This window comes from Myxococcus sp. SDU36 (genome assembly GCF_030168875.1).
GTDB classification, from domain to species: Bacteria; Myxococcota; Myxococcia; order Myxococcales; family Myxococcaceae; genus Myxococcus; species Myxococcus vastator.
This window is the reverse complement of the sequence record NZ_CP077414.1, coordinates 6264620-6285149: the sequence shown is the minus strand read 5'-3', so window position 1 is coordinate 6285149 and position 20530 is coordinate 6264620. Positions and strand designations below refer to the sequence as shown.

At 69.3% G+C, this 20530-nt stretch carries 13 protein-coding genes; 8 read left to right on the top strand and 5 right to left on the bottom strand.

The features are described 5' to 3' along the window. The first annotated feature begins 113 nt into the window (after nucleotides 1-113). The 8 genes from KGD87_RS25400 to KGD87_RS25365 all read left to right on the top strand — a co-directional run bounded on the left by KGD87_RS25400 (nucleotide 114) and on the right by KGD87_RS25365 (nucleotide 12838). A complete protein-coding gene (locus KGD87_RS25400; RefSeq protein ID WP_284663228.1) occupies nucleotides 114-3653 on the top strand; it encodes a serine/threonine-protein kinase in 3540 nt (1179 codons plus the stop codon). Beyond that, nucleotides 3650-4516, top strand: coding sequence for a class I SAM-dependent methyltransferase (locus KGD87_RS25395; protein WP_284663226.1), 867 nt, complete (start codon nucleotides 3650-3652; stop codon nucleotides 4514-4516). Before KGD87_RS25400 ends, KGD87_RS25395 begins: the two co-directional genes overlap by 4 nt. Nucleotides 4517-4959: 443 nt before the next feature. Next, nucleotides 4960-7581, top strand: a complete 2622-nt coding sequence (locus tag KGD87_RS25390) for a DEAD/DEAH box helicase (RefSeq protein WP_284663224.1) — start codon at nucleotides 4960-4962, stop codon at nucleotides 7579-7581. Between the two features lie 3 nt (nucleotides 7582-7584). Beyond that, on the top strand, nucleotides 7585-9609 hold the full coding sequence (locus KGD87_RS25385; RefSeq protein ID WP_284663223.1) for a coiled-coil domain-containing protein: 2025 nt from the start codon (nucleotides 7585-7587) through the stop codon (nucleotides 9607-9609). Beyond that, nucleotides 9606-10340, top strand: coding sequence for a hypothetical protein (locus tag KGD87_RS25380; RefSeq protein WP_284663222.1), 735 nt, complete (start codon nucleotides 9606-9608; stop codon nucleotides 10338-10340). Before KGD87_RS25385 ends, KGD87_RS25380 begins: the two co-directional genes overlap by 4 nt. Nucleotides 10341-10348: 8 nt before the next feature. After that, on the top strand, nucleotides 10349-11743 hold the full coding sequence (locus KGD87_RS25375; RefSeq protein WP_284663221.1) for an EH signature domain-containing protein: 1395 nt from the start codon (nucleotides 10349-10351) through the stop codon (nucleotides 11741-11743). Nucleotides 11744-11939: 196 nt separating this feature from the next. After that, nucleotides 11940-12416 carry a hypothetical protein gene (locus KGD87_RS25370; RefSeq protein ID WP_284668692.1) on the top strand — a complete coding sequence of 159 codons (477 nt, stop codon included), beginning with the start codon at nucleotides 11940-11942 and terminating at the stop codon, nucleotides 12414-12416. A gap of 59 nt (nucleotides 12417-12475) precedes the next feature. Further along, complete coding sequence (locus KGD87_RS25365) at nucleotides 12476-12838, top strand: hypothetical protein (RefSeq protein ID WP_284663219.1); 363 nt, start codon at nucleotides 12476-12478, stop codon at nucleotides 12836-12838. An 87-nt stretch (nucleotides 12839-12925) separates the two neighbouring features. Here the strand turns inward: KGD87_RS25365 and KGD87_RS25360 are convergent, their stop codons facing one another. From KGD87_RS25360 to KGD87_RS25340, 5 genes are all read right to left on the bottom strand, one after another. Beyond that, the gene (locus tag KGD87_RS25360; protein WP_163780220.1) at nucleotides 12926-13747 is read right to left on the bottom strand and encodes an SDR family NAD(P)-dependent oxidoreductase; all 822 of its coding nucleotides are present in this window, start codon (nucleotides 13745-13747) and stop codon (nucleotides 12926-12928) included. Then, nucleotides 13744-14514 carry a lysophospholipid acyltransferase family protein gene (locus KGD87_RS25355; RefSeq protein ID WP_284663217.1) on the bottom strand — a complete coding sequence of 257 codons (771 nt, stop codon included), beginning with the start codon at nucleotides 14512-14514 and terminating at the stop codon, nucleotides 13744-13746. Before KGD87_RS25355 ends, KGD87_RS25360 begins: the two co-directional genes overlap by 4 nt. Then, nucleotides 14511-15479 (bottom strand): 3-oxoacyl-ACP synthase III family protein, encoded by a 969-nt coding sequence (locus KGD87_RS25350; protein ID WP_284663216.1) that lies wholly within the window; start codon nucleotides 15477-15479, stop codon nucleotides 14511-14513. Before KGD87_RS25350 ends, KGD87_RS25355 begins: the two co-directional genes overlap by 4 nt. Continuing rightward, nucleotides 15476-17338, bottom strand: coding sequence for a patatin-like phospholipase family protein (locus KGD87_RS25345; protein WP_284663214.1), 1863 nt, complete (start codon nucleotides 17336-17338; stop codon nucleotides 15476-15478). The genes KGD87_RS25350 and KGD87_RS25345 overlap by 4 nt, the downstream gene beginning before the upstream one ends. A gap of 69 nt (nucleotides 17339-17407) precedes the next feature. Beyond that, a complete protein-coding gene (locus tag KGD87_RS25340) occupies nucleotides 17408-20530 on the bottom strand; it encodes an efflux RND transporter permease subunit (RefSeq protein ID WP_284663212.1) in 3123 nt (1040 codons plus the stop codon).

Sequence of the window (20530 nt, the reverse complement as noted above, 5' to 3'; positions counted from 1 at the left end):
GCCGCCCAGGCTCGCCTTCCTGGCCCGGTGCGCCGGGCCTGCCGGTGTGTCGGGAATCAGTCCTACCGCCGCCGGGGGTTCCCGATATCATCGGGGCGGGCGGCCCCCCTCTGATGCGGCAACTTCCTCACGAAACCCGGCACCCTCCGGAGGATGCGGCGCGTCGCCACGCGGAGGGCGAGGTCGTGGGCGGCCGTTACCGCATCCTCGACTTCCTGGGCCGGGGCGGTGCGGGCACGGTGTGGCGCGCGCAGGACCTGCTGGCGGGCCCCGTCGCGGTGAAGCGGCTGCACCAGACGCTGGAGGACCTGGCGCGGCTGCCCCGGCTGCCCGAGGGCGAGTACACCCCGTCTTCCATTGCCCGGCACGAGCTGGCGCTGTCGCTGGCGCACGAATTCCAGACGCTCGCGTCGCTGCGCCACCCGCACGTCATCAGCGTGCTGGACTACGGCTTCGACGCCGAGCACCGACCCTACCTGGCCATGGACCTGCTGGAGGACGCGCGGCACCTGGTGCAGGCGGGCACGGGGCAGCCCTTGCGCGTGCAGGTGGGGCTGCTGGTGCAGACGTTGATGGCGCTGGCATACCTGCACCGGCGCGGCATCATCCACCGCGACCTCAAGCCCGCCAACGTGCTGGTGGCCCACGGGCAGGTGAAGGTGCTGGACTTCGGCCTGGCGGTGGGGCGCGAGCACGTCCACCGCGCGCAGCCGGGCGGCACGCCGGGCTACCTGGCGCCGGAGCTGTTCGAGGACCAGCCGCCCTCGGAGGTGACGGACCTCTTCAGCGTGGGCGCCATGGCCAGCCAGATGATGTTCGGCCGGCTGCCGCATGCCGGACAGGTGCCCTCGCCGCCGGACTTCCCGCCCGCGTTGAAGGCCGCGCTGGAGCGGCTGGTGTCGCCGGACCCGAAGCTGCGGCCCCGCGACGCGGACGCGGTGATTGCCGAGCTCTGCGCCGCCACCGGTGAGCCGGTACCGCCCGAGTCCGCCGCCGCGCGCGAGAGCTTCCTCCAGGCCGCGCGCTACGTGGGCCGGGTGGCGGAGCAGGCGCGGCTGTCCACCGTGCTGGAGTCGGCGATGGTGGGCCGCGGTGGCGCGTGGCTGGTGGGTGGGGAGAGCGGCGTGGGCAAGTCGCGGCTCCTGGAGGAGCTGCGCGCGCTGGCGCTGGTGAAGGGCGCGGTGGTGCTGCGGGGCCAGGGGGTGGCGGCGGGCGGCAGCCCGTACCAGGAGTGGCGTCCGGTGCTGCGCTGGCTGGCCATCCTCACCACGCTGAGTGAGCGCGAGGCCAGCATCCTAAAGCCGCTGGTGCCGGACCTCGAGGCGCTGCGGGGGCACCCCGTCGCGGACCCCGCCGAGGTGGGCGCGGACATGGTGCAGGCGCGGCTGCTCCAGGTGGTGGAGGACGTGTTCGCGCGGCTGACCCAGCCCGTGGTGGTGGTGCTGGAGGACCTGCACTGGGCGGGCGATGAGTCGCTGCATCTGCTCTCACGGCTCGCCACGCGGGCGGCGCAGCTGCGCCTGTTGCTCCTCGGCAGCTTCCGTGACGATGAGGCGCCCGCGCTCCCCTCGGCGCTGCCGGGCTTGTCGCTGCTGCGGCTGCCTCGGCTGGACGCTCGGGAGGTCTCCATCCTCAGTGAGTCCATGATGGGCGCCCCCGGAGCCCGGCCGCACCTGGTGGACCTGCTGCTGCGCGAGACGGAGGGCAACCCCTTCTTCCTCGTGGAGGTGGTGCGGGCGCTGGCGGAGGAGGCGGGAGGGTTGGACCGGCTGGGGGACATGGCGCTGCCGGAGCGCGTCTTCGCCGGCGGTGTGCGCCGGCTGGTGCAGCGGCGGCTGGAGAAGGTGCCGGTGCCGTCGCGCGAGCTGCTGCAGGTGGCCGCCATCGTCGGGCGGCAGGTGGACGTGCCGCTGCTGCGACAGGCCGCGCCGGAGGTGGACGTGGAGCGCTGGCTGACGGACTGCGCGGCGGCGGCGGTGCTGGACGTGGCGGATGGGCGCTGGCGCTTCGCGCACGACAAGCTGCGCGAAGGGGTGCTGGATGACTTGCCCGTGGATGCGCGGCCCGCGCTGCACCGGCGCGCCGCGCTGGCGATGGAGGCGGCGCACGGGCAGCGCGCGGAGTGGACGGCGGCGCTCACCTACCACTGGGGCATGGCGGGGGATCCGCTGCGTGAGGCGCGCTATGCGCGGCGCGCGGGCGAGGAGGCTCTTCGCGTGGGCGCCTGCCGCGAAGCACTGCCCTTCCTCACCCGGGCGCTGACACGGGTGACCGAGGTGGGGGGCGACGCGATGACGTTGGGGCACCTGGAGGCGCACCTGGCGGAGACGCGCTTCCAGTTGGGGGAGCTCCAGGCCTTCCGTGAGCATGCGGAGCGCGCGCTGCGGCACTTCGGCTGGCCGGTGCCGTCCAGCCGCATGGGCTGGGCGCTGGGGACGCTGGGGCAGGGGCTGCTGCGGCTGGCGCAGAGCTCTCGGCCGGAGGACTACGACGAGGAGACGGAGGAGCGGCGGCGGGTGCGGCGCGTGGCGGGGCGGCTGTTGATGCGGCTGCTCGATGCGTTCATCTATGCGCACCAGGCGCTGCCCGTCCTCTGGTCCGGCCTGCGCGCGTTGAACCTGTGCGAGCCGGCGGGCGCGTCGCCGGAGCTGGCGCGGGGCTATGCGAGCATGGCGGTGGTGGCGGGCACGCTGCCCATCCGGTCGGTGGCGGAGACGTGGTCCCGCCGCGCGTTGGAGGTGGCCGAGCGCGTGGGCAGCCCCGCGGACCTGGCCTTCGTGCTGTGCCGCAACGCCGTGTATGGCGCGTACGTGGCGCGGTGGGCGGAGGCCGAGGCGTGGCTGGAGCGGGCCATGGGCATCGTCGACTCGGTGGGGGACGTGCGGCTGGCGGAGGAGTGCCGCGCGCTGCTGACGGTGGTGTCGTGCTACCAGGGGAAGTTCGCGCGGGGCCTGCCGCTGATGGCGTGGCTGGAGCACTCGGCGCGGCGGCGTGGGGCGCTCCAGACGGAGCACTGGGCCTTGCACTACCAGGCGCACATCCACCTGCGGCTGGGCGACTACGCGAAGGCGCGCGCCGCGCTGGCCCAGACGCTGGCGTGGACGGAGGCGCAGGGCGGGCAGACGGACCGCATCATCGTGGAGGGGACGCTGGCGCTGCTGCGGCTGCGTGAAGGGGACGCGGAGGGGGCTCGGGCCGCGGCGGAGCAGGCGCTGGCGAAGCTGTCGTCCGGCAAGCCGGTGGCGCACTTCGTCTACTTCGGCGTGATGACGGTGGCGGAGGTGCTCCTGACGCTGTGGGAGCGGGGCGCGGAGGCCTCGCTGGTGGCGAGCGCCAAGGCCGCGCGCCGGCAGGCGGAGGTCTTCGCCAAGGTGTTCCCCTTCGGTGAGGCCGCGGCGCGCCTGTGGCGGGGGCGGGAGGCCTGGCTGGACGGCGACGCCTCGCGGGCCTTCGAGGCGTGGCGCCGGTGCATCGCCGTCGCATCGAGGAAGGGGCAGTCCTTCGAGGAGGCCCACGCGCGGCTGGGGCTGGCCAGGCACCTGCCCTCGGAGGACCCGGCGCGGAGTGTCCATCAGCAGCGCGCGGTGGAGTTGTTCACCCGGCTGGGCATGCGGGATGAGCAGGCCCGCGCGGAGGCGCTCGCGCGCTCATGAACGGTGTGCGTGTCCGGGACGTGGCGTCGCTGGCGTGTCCGGCCTGTGGTGGGGCGCTGGTGTTCCACGGGCTGGAGGCGGGGGGCTGCCTCCGCGACGGGTGGCTGCGCTGCGGTGGCTGCGGCGAGGCGTGGCGCGTGGCGCGCGGCATGGCGCGGCTGTATCGCGAGGACACGGTGCGCGGGACGGACCGGCTGATGCGCGTCATCTACGACGGGCTGCCGGTGCTGCATGACCCGCTGACGACGCTGCTGACGCCGCTGTTTCAGTCTGTCTCGGAGGCGCGGATGCGCGCGGGGTACATGCGCCGCGTGGAGCTCGGCGCGCTGACGCCGCGCGGGGATGGGCGTCCGGTGCGGGTGCTGGAGGTGGGCGTGGGCTCGGGGGCGAACCTGCCGCTCTTGCGTGAGGGCTTGCCGCCGGGGCTCGACGTGGAGGTGTGGGGCGTGGACCTGAGCGAGGGCATGCTCAAGCACTGCAAGCGGCGGCTGCGGTCTGGAGGCCATGCGGGTGTACGGCTGATGATGGCGGACGCGCACGCGCTGCCGTTCCCGGATGCGGCGTTCGACCGGGTGTTTCACGTGGGAGGCATTGGCGGCTACCGGGCACCCGAGCGGGCCCTGGCGGAGATGGCGCGCGTGGCGAAACCCGGGACGCCGCTGGTGGTCGTGGATGAGCAGCTGGACCCGGCCTTCCGGCCCTCGCTGTTCCAGCGCGCCGCGTTCCGCGCGATTACGTTCTACTCACGGGAGCCGCACTGCCCCCGGGAGCTGCTGCCCGCGGGCGCGTTCGACGTCGTCGAGGAGCAGGTGGCGCCGTTCTATTACTGTCTGTCGTTCCGGATGCCGGGGGCGGCTGAGTGAGACACGGCGCCGTGCCGTAATGCGCGTGAACGCCGCGCGCACCAGGGGATGAACAGTTTCCGCGTCTTGACCATCACCCTGTGGTGGTAGTGCGTCCGTGCGGAAGGCCTGTTTTCTATTCGCGCGTGCAAGCAATGCCGCTTGCGGGGGCCATCCCGATGCCGTCTCCCGAGCCACTGACGTCCACTCCTCGCGGGGCGCGTCAGCGCTGGTCCGTCGACGCGGGGCAGTTGTGTATCTCCTTGCGTGGTCTGCCAGCGGAGCTCGGATTCCGTGTCGGCCTGCGTGAGGCCGAGTGGCGGGAGCGAGGCTGGCTCGATGGGCACCAGCTCCGCTTCTCCCAGGGCGAATGGGCTGCATTGGGAAGGCCCGTGGAGGGAGGGCTGGATGAAGAGGAGCGTGCGTCGCTCCATGAAGAATGGGCGGTCCTCCAGCACCTCCTGATGGACCTGGTCGGGATCGAACAGCAGGGCATCGACTGTGAGGTGGTGGGCGTCCCAGGTGGGGCGGGGGCCCGGTACCGGGTTCGGGTCGCAGGCGAGGTGCTCCTAGACGCGCCCCATCCCATCCCCTGGTTCGTCGCGCCCGAGAGCGGCGCGCCGGTCCTGCTGGGGCCGGCCGCCGCCTGGGCATGTGTGGAGGCAAGGCTGGCTACCCATGCACCCCGGAAGGAACAGCTCGCGCGTGTGATGCGGATTCGCGGCGTCCTGGAGGAGGTCTCTCGGCGACTGCCTGGCCGTGTTCAGTACACCGCGCGGGGATACTTGGGCCGATATCAGCCGCAACCTGTCGCCCGCGTGGGGTTGCGCTGGGAGCAGGACCCGGAGGCGACGGAGATCGTCTCGCTGCACCCCTACGCGATTCATCCGGACGGGACCCAGACGGCGTTGCCACTCGCGAGCCTTCAAGCGGGAGGAATCGCCGGGGACGATGCCCGGCGGCCCCTGGTCCTTCCTGAAGGCGCTGATCGGATCCTGGAGAACATCCGGTCTCTCCAGCGCCGCCTCGTGGCTGACGTTCAACGGGAACTGGAAGACCCCACGGTCATCATTCCCGAGGGGTTTAACGCGGACGCCATCGTCGACCTCGCGCACTACTCCGAACGCGTGCTGGGCTTCGAGCTCCTTCGCGGACGCGACCCATCCGTGCGCGTCGAGGGTTCTGGGCTTGAATGGATTGAGCCCTGTGACAAGGAGGGCGGCTTCTCGCTCACGCTGCGGGCAGCTTCGCCGGACGGCCGTGATGACGTGCCCTTGCTGCTGGATTCGCGGGAGCGCGCGGTGGAACTCTACGCCGCGAACGAGGCTGCGCTGGCACGAGGCAGCACGGAGCCGCTTGCCGTGGCGGGGACCCTCATCGCGCCGGGAGAGGAGTTGCGGCGGCAGTTGATGACAGCGCTCCGGCTGTCGGAGCCGGAGCCTGGGATGGCTTCTCCCGCCAGTGGAGACTCGTCGTCTCTGTCCAAGCCAAAAAAGCCCCTTGAAGCCGTGAAGGTGCGTGAGTTGGACGCATCGGTCGCGGGCCCAACGCAGTCCGGAAACGAGGACCCGGTGCCCTGGGAGTTGCTTCGCTCCGTGATGGTGACGGGCGTCGAGCTCAAGCTTCACCAGCGACAGGGAATTGAATGGTTGTGGCGTCGCGCGCGGGAATCGACCCCGGGTGTCCTGCTGGCGGATGACATGGGCCTGGGCAAGACACTCCAGGTTGCCTGCTTCCTCACGCTGCGGCGCATGGTGCTCCAGGAACAGCTTCCTCCTGGAACGCGGCTGAAGCCTCAGCTCGTCGTGTGTCCGACCATCTTGCTGGAGAACTGGCGCCAGGAACTGGAGCGCTTCTTCGTCACGTCCACCTGGGAGCCGTTCATCCTCCATGGGGCTGGACTGGAGGTCGTCAAACGCGATGGGGCGCTGAACGGCGCCTTCCTGGCGAGGCAGGACATGGTGCTTACCAACTACGAGACGCTGGCGGCCTACCAGCGCTCGTTGCTGAAGGTGGACTTCGACGTCGTCGTGTTCGACGAGGCTCACAACCTCAAGAATCCGGACACCCTGCGCTCGCGCGCCGCTCGTGCGTTGAAGCGCTCGTTCGCGGTCGGCCTGACGGGCACGCCGGTGGAGAACGAGCTGCTCGACGTATGGGCCATCTACGACGCGCTTCAATGCCGGCAGCCCCGTGTCTTCGGCACGCGCGCGGCGTTCCGGGAGGAGCATCGGGGCGCGCAGGCCGTCGGGACGTTGCGCCAACGTCTGGGCTATCCCTCTCCGGGCTGCACCCTGCTGCGGAGGGAGAAGGCGGAGGCCCTGAAGGACCTGCCCCCCAAGCGACCGCAGTGCAGGCTGATCGAAATGACGGATGAGCAGGAGTCGCAGGAGAGGCTCATCGCACGGCAGATGGCCTCGCAAGGCTCGTTGTGGGCGCTCTCCGCGCTCCAAAAGCTCTATCAGCACCCCGCGCTGTTGTCGGACGCACGAGGCCTGTCGTCAGTCACCGCCCTCCAGGATAGTCCGAAGACCCGGCTGTGTCTGGAGTTGTTGTCGGAGATTGAAGGCCAGGGCGGTGGAACGGGGGTGGAAAAAGCCCTGGTCTTCGTTCACTCCCGGGCGATGCAGGACCTGTTGGCGCAGCTCATCGCGGAGCGATTCCGCCTGGGCCGTGTCGACATCATCAACGGTGAGCCAGACAATCGGAAGGCGGCTCTCCAGAACATCGAGGACTTCTCCCGGGCGAAAGGGTTCCAAGTCCTGATGCTGAGCCCGCTGGCTGCGGGCGCAGGGCTCAACATCGTCGCCGCGAACCACGTCATCCACTACGGGCGTTGGTGGAACCCCGCGAAGGAAGACCAAGCGACGGATCGCGCCCATCGTATCGGCCAAGTGCGTCCCGTTCATGTCTACTACCCGTTGCTCCACCGTCGGGGCCGGCCCGACGCGGGCTTCGATCTGCGGCTTCACGAGTTGGTCGAGCGCAAGCGCGCCATCGCGCGTGACTTCCTGTCGCCCACGGGCGACGACGCGCAGCAGTACTCGGGTGTCTTCCAGTTGGCTCGTGAAGAGGGGGAGGGCTGAGGCATGGAGACCTTTGTGGCGTTATGGCGGGACGCGGCGCTGCGCTATGCGGTCGGCATCATCGTGATGCTGTCGCTGATGGCTCCAGCTTTGATCGCGGTGCGACGGCGAAAGCTCCGGCGTGCCATCGAGCTGCTGGATACGCATCTTGAAGACGTGCTCGAAGGGCGGCGGGAGGAGCCGGGGCCTCAGGTCGAGGCGCGGGCGCTGTGGAGGGCCATTCGCGAGCAGCTCGTCTTCCCGCCAGGTGGTCAGCCGATGCCGCGGCCCGTCCTCATTCGGGCAGAGCCCTCTCAAGGTTTGCGCGAGACGTGCAGGGCGCTGTTCCGTCACTCGTGGGGGCACGCGCTGGGAAAGAACCTGACGGGCATCGCGCTCGTCATGACGTTCGTTCTGCTGGGCATGGTGCTGGTCGGTCCCGTCAAGGAGGCGCTGATGGGCGGTGGCGTGGCGGGGGCCACTCAGGCTGTGTTGCTTTCCGCGGCCATCGGGCAGATGGGGGCCAAGTTCTTCGTCTCGGCGACAGGCTTGATGGGGTCGTTTCTCTTCCAGGCGCTCGCCTCGCTTCAGGAGGGCAGGCTGCTGGCGCGGCTGGATGCGATGCGTCCTCGCTTCGAGTCCGCGACCCAGACGCTGGATGCGCACGGCATTGTGCTGGCGACCGCGAGGCGGGACGCGCTGGGCGCGCTGAAGGGCGAGTTGGTCCAGACGCGCCGCGAACTCTCGGAGCGGCTTGGCCACCTGGAGAGCGTCGAGGTCTCGCTCCAGGATATTGGCACCCAGGTCCAGGCGAGCTTCGGCACCATGATGAAGGAGCAGGTTGGTGACGTCATCACCCGGCAGCTCTCGGCGGTGGAGAAGGCCGTCCGGGAGATAGCCACCGACCTCCAGCGCTCCATCGCATCTGGATTCGCGGCGACGCTTCAGCAGGAGATGTCCACGGTCCGTGACAGCCTGGGCTCCATCCAGCAGTCGCTCTCCGAGCGGCATGAGCATGACCTGGGACGCATCCTGGAACAGCTCCGGGACGCAGTGTCTGGCGGATTTCATTCTCAGTCCCAGGACATGGCGAGGCAGATGCAGGAGTTGCTGGGCGTGCTGCCCCGGCTTGAACAGCAGTTCGAGGCCATGTCCCAGATGATGGGGACCCAGGCGCGTCAGTGGGGCGCGGAGAATCAGCGCGCCATTGACGTGCTGGGGGCGCGTATCGCCTCGGTCGTGGAGAGCTTCGACCAGGTGCGGGATGGCCTGGTGACGGCCACTGCCCACGTCCTCAGTGCATCCAAGGAATCGTCACAGCAGTCAGAGGTGGTGAATCAGCAAGTGCTCGGGCAGTTGGAGCGCAGCGTGGAGTCCGTCGTCGAGCGCTTCCAGCAGGTCCTCGCGGCTATGGACGCGAGCACCCAGCGGCTCGTGCAGTCCGCGTCACAGTCAGCCGAGCACCTCCATCAGCAGACGGGCTCTCAGACGACCTTGATGGCTCAACAAGTGGAAGCACTCCGTCTGGCCGCGAACGCGGACATGAGCAGCTTCCAGAGCCGGTCCGAGGCGTTCTCCAAGGTCATGGGGACGACGCAGGACGGGCTCCGTCAGCTCACGGAGCAACTGCGCAACACCGCCATCCAGCTCGCCTCCGCGACCCGAGGCGCCGGTGAAGCGCATGACAAGGCGAAGGGGGCGGCTGTTCAGTTGGAGCAGGTCTCTCGTCAGCTCATCGAGGCGGCCAGGGAGTTCAATCAGGTCACCCAGGGCCGCCGCGACGTCGCCGAGGTGGAGGAGAACCTGCTGAACGCTCAGCGCCAGGCGCTTGAGCGCGTCCAGCCCCTGCTCGACGGATTGGCGCGTCGCTACGAGGATTCCGTCAAGCTCCAGGCGCAGACGCTGAGCGGCCAGTGGAGCAAGGTGATGCAGGACCTGGGGAGCGTGGTGGAGAAGACGTCGGGGGAACTCGCTCAGGGCGTGGATGACCTCAACGAGACGGTCCAAGAGCTCAGCAAGGCGCTCAAGACGCAGGTGCGGCGGGCATGAGTGCCTCCGGCGATGGCAGTGAGAAGTCGCTGGCGGACCTCATGGCGGGTGTCGCGGTGGTGTTCCTGCTGCTGGCGGTCATCTTCATCCTCGAAGCGCATGAGCAACGCGAGGCCGCCATCCGGGACAAGGAGGCAGCCATCGAGAAGGTGGACTCGCAAAAGGAAGGTGTCCAGGAGTCACTCATCGCGCTTCGAGAGGACCTGGTCGCGCTGGATGCCACGCTCGACGGCGGCTTCATCGCGCTCAGTGGGTTGGATGCCGGCGTGAATGCCCTGGAGATTGAGTTCAAGAACATGCAGTTCGGCCTGGGCCAGTGCAGGACACCGTCGGCCTACGTCGAGCAGTTCGAGCGTGGCGCCGTCCCCCTCATCCATCGCGTCTGCCAGGCGGTGGATGCCATGCGGGACGCGGGCGCGGAGCCCTCCATCATCCTGGAAGGGCACACCGATGACCGGCCTTTCCTGGGGACGAGCTGGGAGTGTGGAGTCCGGGAGGGCGTGGTGCAGTACAGCTTCGAGAACAACGTGAGGGCCAGCGCCGCGCGCGCGCAGGAAGTGTTCTTCACGGTGCGCAAGCAGCTCCGCGATGCGGGCTACGAGCGGGACTGCTTCGATTCGAACTTCGTCGTCTCCGGGCGGGGGCAGACCGCGCCGCGGCCGGGAACGGACGGCAGCGAGCCAGAGAACCGGCGGCTCGTCATCAGAGTACGTGGCGACCTGCGCCTGTAGGAGGGCCGATGAGATTGGATGAATGGCTCACGAGCGTGGAGGAGCGGCAACGGAGCGCGCTCGCGGGCCTCGGTACGTTTCAACAGCAGGTGGAGAGCGGGCTGCGGCAGCTCCACTCCAGCCTGGACGAGGCCCAGCGCCGCGCGGACGACCGGGAGCCTGGGCGCGCGCTTCGAGTTCTTGAGGCGCTCGACGTGGCCGCAGTGCTCAAGAAGATGCACGACGAGAACTATCTTGGGCTGGCCCGTCGTGAGCGCCGAGCGGTGCCATGGCTGTGGCGCAAGGTCGAGTTGGGACGCATGGAAGGGTTCCTGAGCCACTTCCCGGAAGGGTGGCCCCGGCTCGTTCGGCAACGGCTGCGGGATTGGTGTCTGGCGGATGGGGATGCCCCGCGCATTCGCGAATGGGCTCAGTTGGCGGGGCGATGTCCCAAGGACACGCGGCTGCTCCGATGGCGCTTGCCTGTGTCCATCGAGCTGGCTCTTGAGCCAGAGGGACCGAGACGTGTCGCTGTCAGTTGGGCCGACCGCCCGTTGAGAGAAGTCGTCGGATTACTGGGGCACGCTGGCATGAGGCCCACGATTGGCTACTCAGGACATGTCGTTGCGGAATACCTGCTGCAACGGTGTAAAGCACGCCGGGACGCATCCGATGCGTTGGCGTACCTGCTTGAATCCGAAGAGGGGCGGGCATGGCTTCCGAACTCAAGCGCGAGCAAGGGGGGCCTGGGCGCCCCTGTTGAGGCGCGAGTCGCCGTCATCGCGGCGATGTTGGAGTGCCGCTCACAACGGCGTATCGCCAAGGACGTGCAGTCTCATCTCGAAGACCGGCTTGTCGCGAAAGACAGCGTCTTCGGAGACCCTCGGCTCTCCACATTGACGGAGGCGTGGAGTGCCGTTCGCAGCCGCTCGAAGCAGGCGTTCGAGGCATTTCTGTCCGCGCTCATCCAGCAGGACCTCGAATTCTTCTTTGAGAAAGCCATGAACAAGCGGGATCGGCATGACTTCTGGTTGCGCTACCTGGGCGCGATCCAGTCGACGACCTGTTGGCTGGCTCCGGATGCATACGATGCATTGCTCCGGAACGTGCGAACGCTTCCCGCCGAGCAGCAGGCTGCATTCAGGAGAGCGAAGCGCTTCGCGAAGGGAGAGGTGAGTGCCTTCTGTCTGCGCTTCGACGAATACTCGGTAGTAGAATTCTCCGACGTCGGTCACGCCACGTATGTCTATCGGCACAGCATCTTCAGCAGCAAGGTGCTGGGGGCGGGGGTCGAAAGCGAGAGAGACCTCAAGCATCGTCCCATGGCCGAGGGGTGGTGGACGCATGCTCAAGGCTGGCAGACTCGGTTCGAGCAGTCTCTGCTGGCGCTAGGCATCGAGCGAGGCCCCTCCCTGCCGAGGTGAGTAAGGCAGTTCGTCCCCGGAAGTTTTGTGTGCAGGGGCGACCCATGATGCCCCACGAAGCGTTCCCCATCGACTCAGGAGCGCGCTGTCCAATGCTGTACAGACTCTCGCCTCCGTTTGGGCGGCTCACACCGGAAACAGGCACAGTGGCCCTTCGAGGTGGTCAATGCCCACAGTACGTCCAGCATGCTTGGCGGTGCTGCTGGTGGCGGCAGCCTGCTTCGGATGCGCCCATACGCAGCAGCCAGAGCGAAAAGTCTACGTCATTTCCAAGGACGCAAGCGGAGTCGGCTCTGACGTCGGGAGCGGAACTGGCGGGGCCGGAGCTGAAGCCTACTGCAACGAAATGCAAAGGCAGTGCTTCAAGGACTGCTGGAATCGAAATCCAGAGTTTTCAAGCATCAAGAAGGGCTCTGGCATGCACCATGAGCACTGTACCAGGACGTGTCGTGAAGAGTTCATGAGGTGCATCCAGGCGCAGGAAAAAATAGAGAGTCAGGGTTTGAAAAAGCGGGAACTTCACTTTCCCACCGTGGATGCCGCGCTCGAATGGCTCCGGGAGCACAAGGCCGAGGTGGCGGTTGGAACCGTCGTCGTCGTCGCGGGCGTGATTGCCGCTCCCTACGTCGTTGCCATCGCAGCGGGTGGTGCGCTGATTCTTGCCCCACTGTGAGCGAGTGATAAATGTCAGGTGACGATATGGCACAGACTCCAGGTCTCGATTTGGAAGAAATGCTCCTCGCGCTGAACCCCTTCATCGAGAATCAAGCGGAGGGCTCGAAAGAGAGGGGGGCGCTCATGCTTGCCCAGGCCGCATTGCTCTACATCCGAGACAGCGCGAAGGAGGACGACTTTGCCAGGTACTACAAGAAGTTTTCGGATACGTCCTTCACGGTCGAGGTCTCTCATGAGTTCGCGACGCGAGAGGATGCGGACCAGTGGCTCGCCAGCGGGAAGGCCCATGATTCCGAGCGTGTGAGGATCGCGGGTAAGGGCTTCATGGTCGTTCAGGTGCAAGGAAGGTTGCTGTTCATGGTCGCGCCTCTTCCGGACGAGTTGAAGGCGGACGAAGCCTGGAAGGAAGAGCCTGGATAGGCGGCGCCTGTCGCCGGAAAGAGATACCGCCGGTGCGCGCGCCCATCTTGCTGTTGGGGTTGCCCGATGTCAGGGCCAGGCCTGACGTCACGGATTCAGCACCAAATCCAACAGCCGCAGCGTCATCCCCCCGGTGAAGTCGATGGTGGCCCCGTTGAACCACCCCGCCTCCTCCCCGGCGAGCACCGTGACGAAGCGGGCCACGTCCTCCACGGAGCCCATGCGTCCGGCGGGGTTCATCCGCGCGTGGGCGGCCTCCAGGCGCGCCAGGGCCTCGGGTGAGTACACGTGCTTCAGCGCGGGTGTCATCACCGTGCCGAACTTCAGCAGGTTGACGCGGTGTCCTCGCGGCCCCAGCTCCATGGCCAGGTAGCGCACGTACATCTCCAGCGCCGCCTTCGACGCGCTGATGAGCCCCGTGTTCCCCAGGTGTGTCTCATCCAGCGGGTTCTGCAGGCCGAGGAGCCGGGCCTCCGGCGCCAGCATGTCTTCCTCCACCAGGGCCTGCGCCCAGAAGACGAACGAGTGCGCCATCGTGTCGAAGGTCCTCCGGATGCGCCGCGCGTGCAGCCGGTCCTCGCCCTCGGACAGGAAGCGCCCCACGGACGCGCCCGCAATCGAATGCACGAAGAGCTTCACGCTCCGAGGACCGGCGACCTCCCGCAGCGCCGCCACGCCCGCCTCCGCGGCCTCGGGTGAAGACGCGTCCGCCTGCCACAGCACCCCGCGTCCACCGGCGTCCCGCACCCGCTGCTCCAACTGCGCGGCACCGTCCACGTACCGGCCCCGGTGGACCCCGAAGACATTCAGCCCGGGCTTTCGAGCCACCGCCTCCGCGATGGCCGCCCCCGTGCCAGACGAAGCTCCCAGGATGAGCGCCCACTGCCGCGCCTCGGAACCTTCGCTCATCGCTCGGCCTTCCGTGTGCCGCCGTTGTCCACGCCGCGAGCCCTGTCGAGCAGCCCCTGCACCGCGCCCGCAACTTCCTGGTGCGCCGCCCGCATCGCGTCCCGGTCGCCCGCGTCGAAGCCTGGCGCCAGGTGACGCGTCAGCGGCTCGCCCACCCACTGCGTCATCTTCACGGGGAAGGGAAGCGACCAGGGCCACAGGCCCGTGGCGCCCACGCCCAGCCACAGCGGCAGCCGCCCGGGCATCCCCACCCGTCGGCCCAGCGCATACCCGTCGTTGAGGCCCACGTACGCGTCGTCCATGCCGCTGCCACCCACGGGGACAATCGGGAGCCGGTAGCGCACCGCCAGGCGCAGGTAGCCCATGCGCTCGCCCCAGTCGACGCGGTAGCGGTGGCGGAAGTCCCGGCAGCCCTCGCGCGTGCCTCCCGGCTGCAACAACACATGCTCGCCGCGCGCCACCGCCTCCGCCAGCCGCGGGTCATCCCCCGTGACGAAGCCCAGCCCGTCCGCCACCGTTCGCATGCCCGGAATCGAAGCGAACGCGCCGTGCGCCACGCCGTGCGGCAGATAGCCCAGGCGTTCGTGGAGCGTCACCGTCAGCATGCACAGGTCCACGGCCAGGGGCCGCCCGTGGTAACCGACGATGAGCTTCGCGCCGGGACGGAGCAGCGGCTCCAGGTTCACCACCTCGTAGCGGTGATACCGGCGCAGCAGCCGGAACGTCGTCAGCCAGGCCGTCAGGGGCCAGCCGCCCGCCTGCTTCATCCGCCCACCTGGTACAGCACCGCGCCATGCGCCACGCCCGCGCCCACGCCCACCAGGAGGATGCGGTGCCCTGGCTTCACCGGACGCGTGCGCAGCAGCCGGTCCAGGCTGGTGCCCAGCGAGGCCGAGCCCACGCTGCCCACCGTGTCCACCACGCGCACGCTCCGCTCCGGTGACACCTCCAGCGCCTGGAGGATGGCCTCCAGCATGCTGCCATTCGGCTGGTGTGTGAGCACCCACTCGACGTCTCGCAGGGCCACGCCGGCCTCGTCCAACGCCGCGCGCGCCGCTCGCACCAGCGCGTCCAGCGCCACGCGGGTCATCTCCTTGCTGGGCGTCAGGAAGCGCATCCGCTCCAACTGGCCGGTGGCTATCGGGTTCTCCAGCACCACGTCCGTGGGCAGCGTGCCGTCATTGCCCAGGGCAACACCCAGCACGCCTTCTCCCGGACGGCCCGTGCCCAGCACGGCGGCGGCCGCCGCGTCACCCAGCACCAGGTAGGGGCGAGGCTCCTCGGGCGTGGTGGTGCGCGACAGCAGCTCCACCGACACGATGCCCACCGGCCCCAGCCCCGTGGCCACCGAGCGCGCCGCCAGGTCGAAGGCGCTCAAAAAGCCCATGCAGGCGTTGCTCACGTCCATCGCGTCGCAGCTCCCCGACAGGCCCAGCGCCGCGGCCACGCGGTTGGCGGTGGCCGGCGTGGTGACGTCTCCGCCCATGGAGGAGACACAGAGGATGCGGCGCAGGGCCCGGGCCTCCAGCCCCGCCGCGTCCAGCGCGCCGCGCAGCGCCTGCGCCGCCACGTCCGCGGCCTTCAGCCCCGGTGGCGCGAAGTGGCGGGTGCGGATGCCCGTCTTTCGCTCCACCTCCGCGGCGTCGCGTCCCACGCGCGCGCACAGCTCCGCGGTCGTCACCGCGGGGCCGGGGAGGACACTGGCGGTACCCAGGATGCGAACGGGAATCATGCGGCTTGCTGTCCTCTTGGAGGCGCGTGGGAACGGGCGCTCCGGGTCTTGACCTGGAGCCAGTGCTGCTTCATCTCCTCCAGCCGCTTCGCGAGCGACACATCCGCCGCCGCCCGTCCGAGGATGTCCCGGGCCTTGGTGAACTCCATGGCGGTCAGCAGCGGCGCCTCGGCGGATGGGATGTCGTAGCGGACGTCCGCGAGCAGGCTCTCCGCGTCGCCACTGCGGTGCAATAGCAGCACGCCACTGGCCGCCAGGTCCAGCGCGCGGGCCACTGGATTGAGTCCCGCCAGGAAGCGCCCCAGGCCTGATTGTCGCTGAGGGGCCGCATGCCGGACGCCGATGGGGAGGATGTTGCTGGAGAAGATGACGTCCGCGCCCGCGTTCAACAGCACGCGCGCGGGCACCATGCTGGTGAAGGCGCCGTCCACGTACCGCGCGGGAGGCACCACCGTGGGCCCCCAGATGCCGGGCGCCGAGCCGCTGGCGCGCACGCCCAAGGCCACCGGCCCCTGCTCCAGCGCGACGCAGTCTCCGCGGGTCAGGTCCGTCGTCACGGGCAGGAAGCGGATGGCAAGCTCCTCCAGGCAGAGGCGGCCCAGGTCCTGCTCCACGAAGCGCTCCAGCGAATACGTGGTCACGATGGCGGCCGTGGCGGCCAGGGTGAGCTGCCGGTTCACGGCCCGCTCCTCCAGCCGCCGCAGTCCTTCCATCCCGTCGTGCCCATCCAGCGCGCTGCCGCAGAAGTACGCGCCCACCAGCGAGCCCATGCTGGCGCCACTGACGATGTCGATAGGCACGCCCTGTCCCACCAGCCAGCGCAGGATGTGGACGTGGTAGAAGCCCCACACGCCGCCGCCGCTGAGCGCCAGGCCCACGCGCCGGTGGGTGAGGGCGCGGGCCCAGCGGGAGAGGGCATCTCGCTCCGCGGGGCTCAGCGCCGTCGCGTCCAGCGGCCGGTCATCCACGAGCACCCGCGTCATCCTTCCCATGCTCAACCGCAAGGGGCAGGGCGGCAGCCACTGGGGATGCGGGGACTGGCCACGCAGCGCTGATGCGCGTGACGCACGGTGGGGGTCCACCACCACGGTGGGCAGCACGCGAGGGGCCGCTGTCTGTCGCGCGTCCAGCGTCGTCACCAGCCGCGCCGTCTTGCCTGTCATCCCGACGTCCGCCACGCCGCAGCCGTCGAGCAGGACGTAGTGGAGGCCGTGCTCGGCCGTGAGTCTTTGGAGCACCGATGGGGTCAGCAGGCCGGGCCTGCCCGCTTCAGTTGGCGGCAGCGTGGCGCGCAGGACGCCATCCGGTCCCTCCGTGACGAGCGCGTCATGCCCGCCCGGTGCGCCGCGGAGCAGCAGCACACGGTCGCCGAAGTCACGGTGGATGACCTTCGCCACCAGCTCGATGAGCGAGGACAGGGGCGCGCCGCGCACGTCGCTCTCGAAGGCGATGACCTCCGCGGGCGGCCGGGGCCGCTCCTGCAGGCCGGTGGGCGCTTGCAGCAGGCTCGCGACAGCGTCCTTCGGAAAGAAGAGGCCCGCGGAGTCCACCGTCGCGCGGAGGGTGAAGGCGTTGCCGCCGCTCGACAGCGCCTCCAGTCCCAGGGGCGTGCCGGGCTGGAGCGTCATCAGCAGCGCGTCACCGCGCAAGACGTCCAGCTCACCCTCCAGGAGGAGGAAGAAGCCCTCGGCGGGCTCGCCTTCCCGGCACAGCACCGCGCCGCGTGCCCACGACACCTCCTGGCCCTTGCTCAGCAACTGGAGCAGCGCGGTGTTGCCCTGATGTCGGAGCCCGGGCGCACGCTTGAGCGCATGCAGCCGCTGGCGCCGCTGGTCATCGCGTGACGGGAAGTGAGACATGGCACCCCGCAGGATAACGAAGCCCCTCCGGCGGGGCATCCAGGGGGGCCCCAGGCCCCTGGTCAGCACTCAGGGTGCGTGGGGCGCTGGTGGGCGGACGCGGGCCCTGGCCGCCTCCAGCACCACGTAGAGCACGGGGATGAAGATGAGGTTCACGAAGGTGGACAGGAGCATCCCGCCGAACACGGTGGTGCCCAGGGACTTACGCGCGGAGGCCCCCGCCCCCGAGGCCAGCATCAGCGGCACCACGCCCATGAGGAACGCGAAGGACGTCATCAGGATGGGACGCAGCCGCGTCTGGGCGGCGTGGATGGCGGCGTCCACGACGCTCCGGCCTTCGTGGCGGAGCTGCTCGGCGAACTCGACGATGAGGATGGCGTTCCTGCTGGCCAGGCCCACCAGCATGACGAGCCCCACCTGGCAGAACACGTCGTTCTGGAGCCCGCGCAGATTCTGCAGCCCCAGCGCGCCCAGCAGGGCCACGGGGACGCCCAGGAGGATGACCAGGGGCAGGGCGAAGCTCTCGTACTGCGCGGCCAGCACCAGGAAGACGAAGACGACGCCCAGCCCGAAGATGAGCAGCACGCTGCGGCCCGCCTCCTTCTGCTCCTGGGACAGGCCCGTCCATTCGTAGGTGTAGCCCGCGGGCAGCGATTCGCGCGCCACCGCCTCCATCGCGTCCAGGGCCTGCCCGGAGCTGGAGCCCGGCGCCGCCTGCCCGTTGAGGGTCGCCGAACGGTACAGGTTGTAGTGCTGGATGTTCTGCGCGCTGGTGATGGGCGTCACCTTCACCACCGACTCCAGCGGCACCATCTCTCCCCTCGCGGAGCGGACGTAGAGCGCGTCGATGTCGCGCGGCTCGTTGCGGAACGGGACGGCGGCCTGCACGTACACGCGGTACACGCGGCTGGCGAAGGTGAAGTCATTCACGTACTGGCTGCCCAGGTAGACTTGCAGCGTGGAGAAGACGCCCTCCAGCGGGACGCCCATGGCCAGGGCCTTCTCCCGGTCCACCTGCACGTCCAGCAGGGGCGTGTTCGCGGTGTAGGAGGAGAAGACGCCGCGCAGGCCCGGGTCCTGGCTGGCCGCGCCCACCAGCGCGTCCGTCGTCTGCGCGAGCTGCGCCAGCGTCCGGCCTCCTTGCTGGTCCTCCAGCACGAACTCGAAGCCGCCCACGCTGCCCACGCCGCGGATGGCGGGGGGCTCGAAGGGCAACACGCGCGCGCCGCCAAGGGCCATCAGCGGACGGCGCAGGCGCTCCACCAGCCCCGCGACGCTCTGGTCCGGCCGCTTGCGCTCGTCCCACAGGCGCAGGTTGACGAAGAGGGTGCCGTAGTTGACGCCCGTGCCCAGGAGCGAGAAGCCGCCCACGGTGAAGATGTCCGCGACCTCCGGCTGCTGGCGCAGCACGTCCTCCGCCTGGAGCAGCACCTGCCGCGTGTAGTCCAGCGACGTGCCCTCTGGCCCCTGCACGGCGATGATGAGGTAGCCCTGGTCCTCGCCCGGGATGAAGCCCGCGGGCGTGAGGCGGTACATCAGGAAGGTGCTGACCAGACACAGGACGAAGGCGGCCACGACCCACCAGCGCAGCGGTCCGATGAGCTTCGCGAGCAGGCGGCCGTAGGCGTCGCGGAACGCGTCCAGCCCCCGGTCGAACATGCGGAAGGCCTTCCACTTCTGGCCTTCGTGAGGCCGCAGCAGGAGGGCGCACAGCGCGGGGGACAGGGTGAGCGCCACCAGCGCGGACAGGCTGATGGAGAAGGCCAGGGTGAGGGCGAACTGCCGGTAGATGATGCCAGTGGTGCCGGGGAAGAAGGACACCGGCACGAACACCGCGGCCAACACCAGGGCAATGGCCACCAGCGCGCCGGCCACCTGCTTCATGCTCCGGTGGGTGGCCTCGCGCGGGCCCACGTTGTCCTGCGCCATGGTGCGCTCGACGTTCTCGATGACGACGATGGCGTCATCCACCACCAGGCCCGTGGCCAGCGTGAGGCCGAAGAGCGTCAGCGTGTTGATGGAGAAGCCGAACGCGCTGACGAAGAGGAAGGTGCCCACGAGCGACACGGGCAGCGTGGTGGCCACCACCAGCACGCTGCGCCAGCCGTGCAGGAAGACGAAGATGACCAGCACCACCAGGAAGATGGCTTCGCCCAGCGTCACCAGCACCTCCTCGATGGAGGCCTGCACCGCCGCAGTGGTGTCGAAGGCGCGCTGGTAGCGCATGCCCGGCGGGAAGTTGCCCTTCAGCCGCTCCAGCTCCGCGATGACGCCGTCGCGCACCTCCAGCGCGTTGGAGCCGGGGAGCTGGAAGATGCCCAGGCCCACGGCCTCGCGGCCGTTGAAGCGCAGGAGCTGCCCGTAGTTCTCCGCGCCCAGCTCCGCGCTGCCCACGTTCTTCAGCCGCACCAGCGAGCCGTCCGGCCCCTGCTGCACCACGATGTTGTTGAACTCCTCGGCCGACGTGAGCTGCCCCAGCACGCGCACCGTGAACTGATACGTCTGCCCCGGCGGCGCGGGCGGCTGGCCCACCTGCCCTGCGCCGATTTGGACGTTCTGCGCGCGCAGGGCGTTCACCACGTCCGTGGCGGTGAGTCCGCGCCGGGCCAGCTCCGTGGGGTCCAGCCACAGCCGCATGGCGAAGCGCCGCTCGCCGAAGATTCGCACGTCGCCCACGCCCGTCACGCGCAGCAGCGCGTCCCGGATGAAGACGTCCGCGTAGTTGCTGAGGAAGCCCGTCTCGTAGCGGTTCTCCTCGTCGAACAGGCCGAAGGCGATGAGCAGCTGCGTCTGGGCCTTGGTGATGGTGACGCCCAGCGCGTTGACGGCGGCCGGGAGCTGCGCGGACGCGGTGGCCACGCGGTTCTGGACGTCCACCGCGGCGATGTCCAGGTCCCGTCCCGGGTCGAAGGTGACGGTGATGGTGCTCACGCCCGTGTTGCTGCTGGTGGAGGCGATGTAACGCATGCCCTCCACGCCGTTGAGCTGCCGCTCCAGCACGGTGGTGACGGCGCTCTCCACCGTCTCCGCGGAGGCGCCGATGTACGTCGCCGTCACCTGCACCACGGGCAGGGACAAGTCAGGGTACTGCTCCACGGGCAGGGTGGGGATGGAGATGGCCCCCACCAGGGTGATGATGATGGACACCACGCTGGCGAAGACGGGGCGGCGGATGAAGAAGTCGGTGAACAT

Bases quoted from the DNA above. Each gene is read 5' to 3' on its own strand.
- KGD87_RS25400 (WP_284663228.1), top strand. From the start codon at position 114: ATGCGGCAACTTCCTCACGAAACCCGGCACCCTCCGGAGGATGCGGCG.
- KGD87_RS25395 (WP_284663226.1), top strand. From the start codon at position 3,650: ATGAACGGTGTGCGTGTCCGGGACGTGGCGTCGCTGGCGTGTCCGGCC.
- KGD87_RS25390 (WP_284663224.1), top strand. From the start codon at position 4,960: ATGGACCTGGTCGGGATCGAACAGCAGGGCATCGACTGTGAGGTGGTG.
- KGD87_RS25385 (WP_284663223.1), top strand. From the start codon at position 7,585: ATGGAGACCTTTGTGGCGTTATGGCGGGACGCGGCGCTGCGCTATGCG.
- KGD87_RS25380 (WP_284663222.1), top strand. From the start codon at position 9,606: ATGAGTGCCTCCGGCGATGGCAGTGAGAAGTCGCTGGCGGACCTCATG.
- KGD87_RS25375 (WP_284663221.1), top strand. From the start codon at position 10,349: ATGAGATTGGATGAATGGCTCACGAGCGTGGAGGAGCGGCAACGGAGC.
- KGD87_RS25365 (WP_284663219.1), top strand. From the start codon at position 12,476: ATGCTCCTCGCGCTGAACCCCTTCATCGAGAATCAAGCGGAGGGCTCG.
- KGD87_RS25360 (WP_163780220.1), bottom strand. From the start codon at position 13,747: ATGAGCGAAGGTTCCGAGGCGCGGCAGTGGGCGCTCATCCTGGGAGCT.
- KGD87_RS25355 (WP_284663217.1), bottom strand. From the start codon at position 14,514: ATGAAGCAGGCGGGCGGCTGGCCCCTGACGGCCTGGCTGACGACGTTC.
- KGD87_RS25350 (WP_284663216.1), bottom strand. From the start codon at position 15,479: ATGATTCCCGTTCGCATCCTGGGTACCGCCAGTGTCCTCCCCGGCCCC.
- KGD87_RS25345 (WP_284663214.1), bottom strand. From the start codon at position 17,338: ATGTCTCACTTCCCGTCACGCGATGACCAGCGGCGCCAGCGGCTGCAT.
- KGD87_RS25340 (WP_284663212.1), bottom strand. From the start codon at position 20,530: ATGTTCACCGACTTCTTCATCCGCCGCCCCGTCTTCGCCAGCGTGGTG.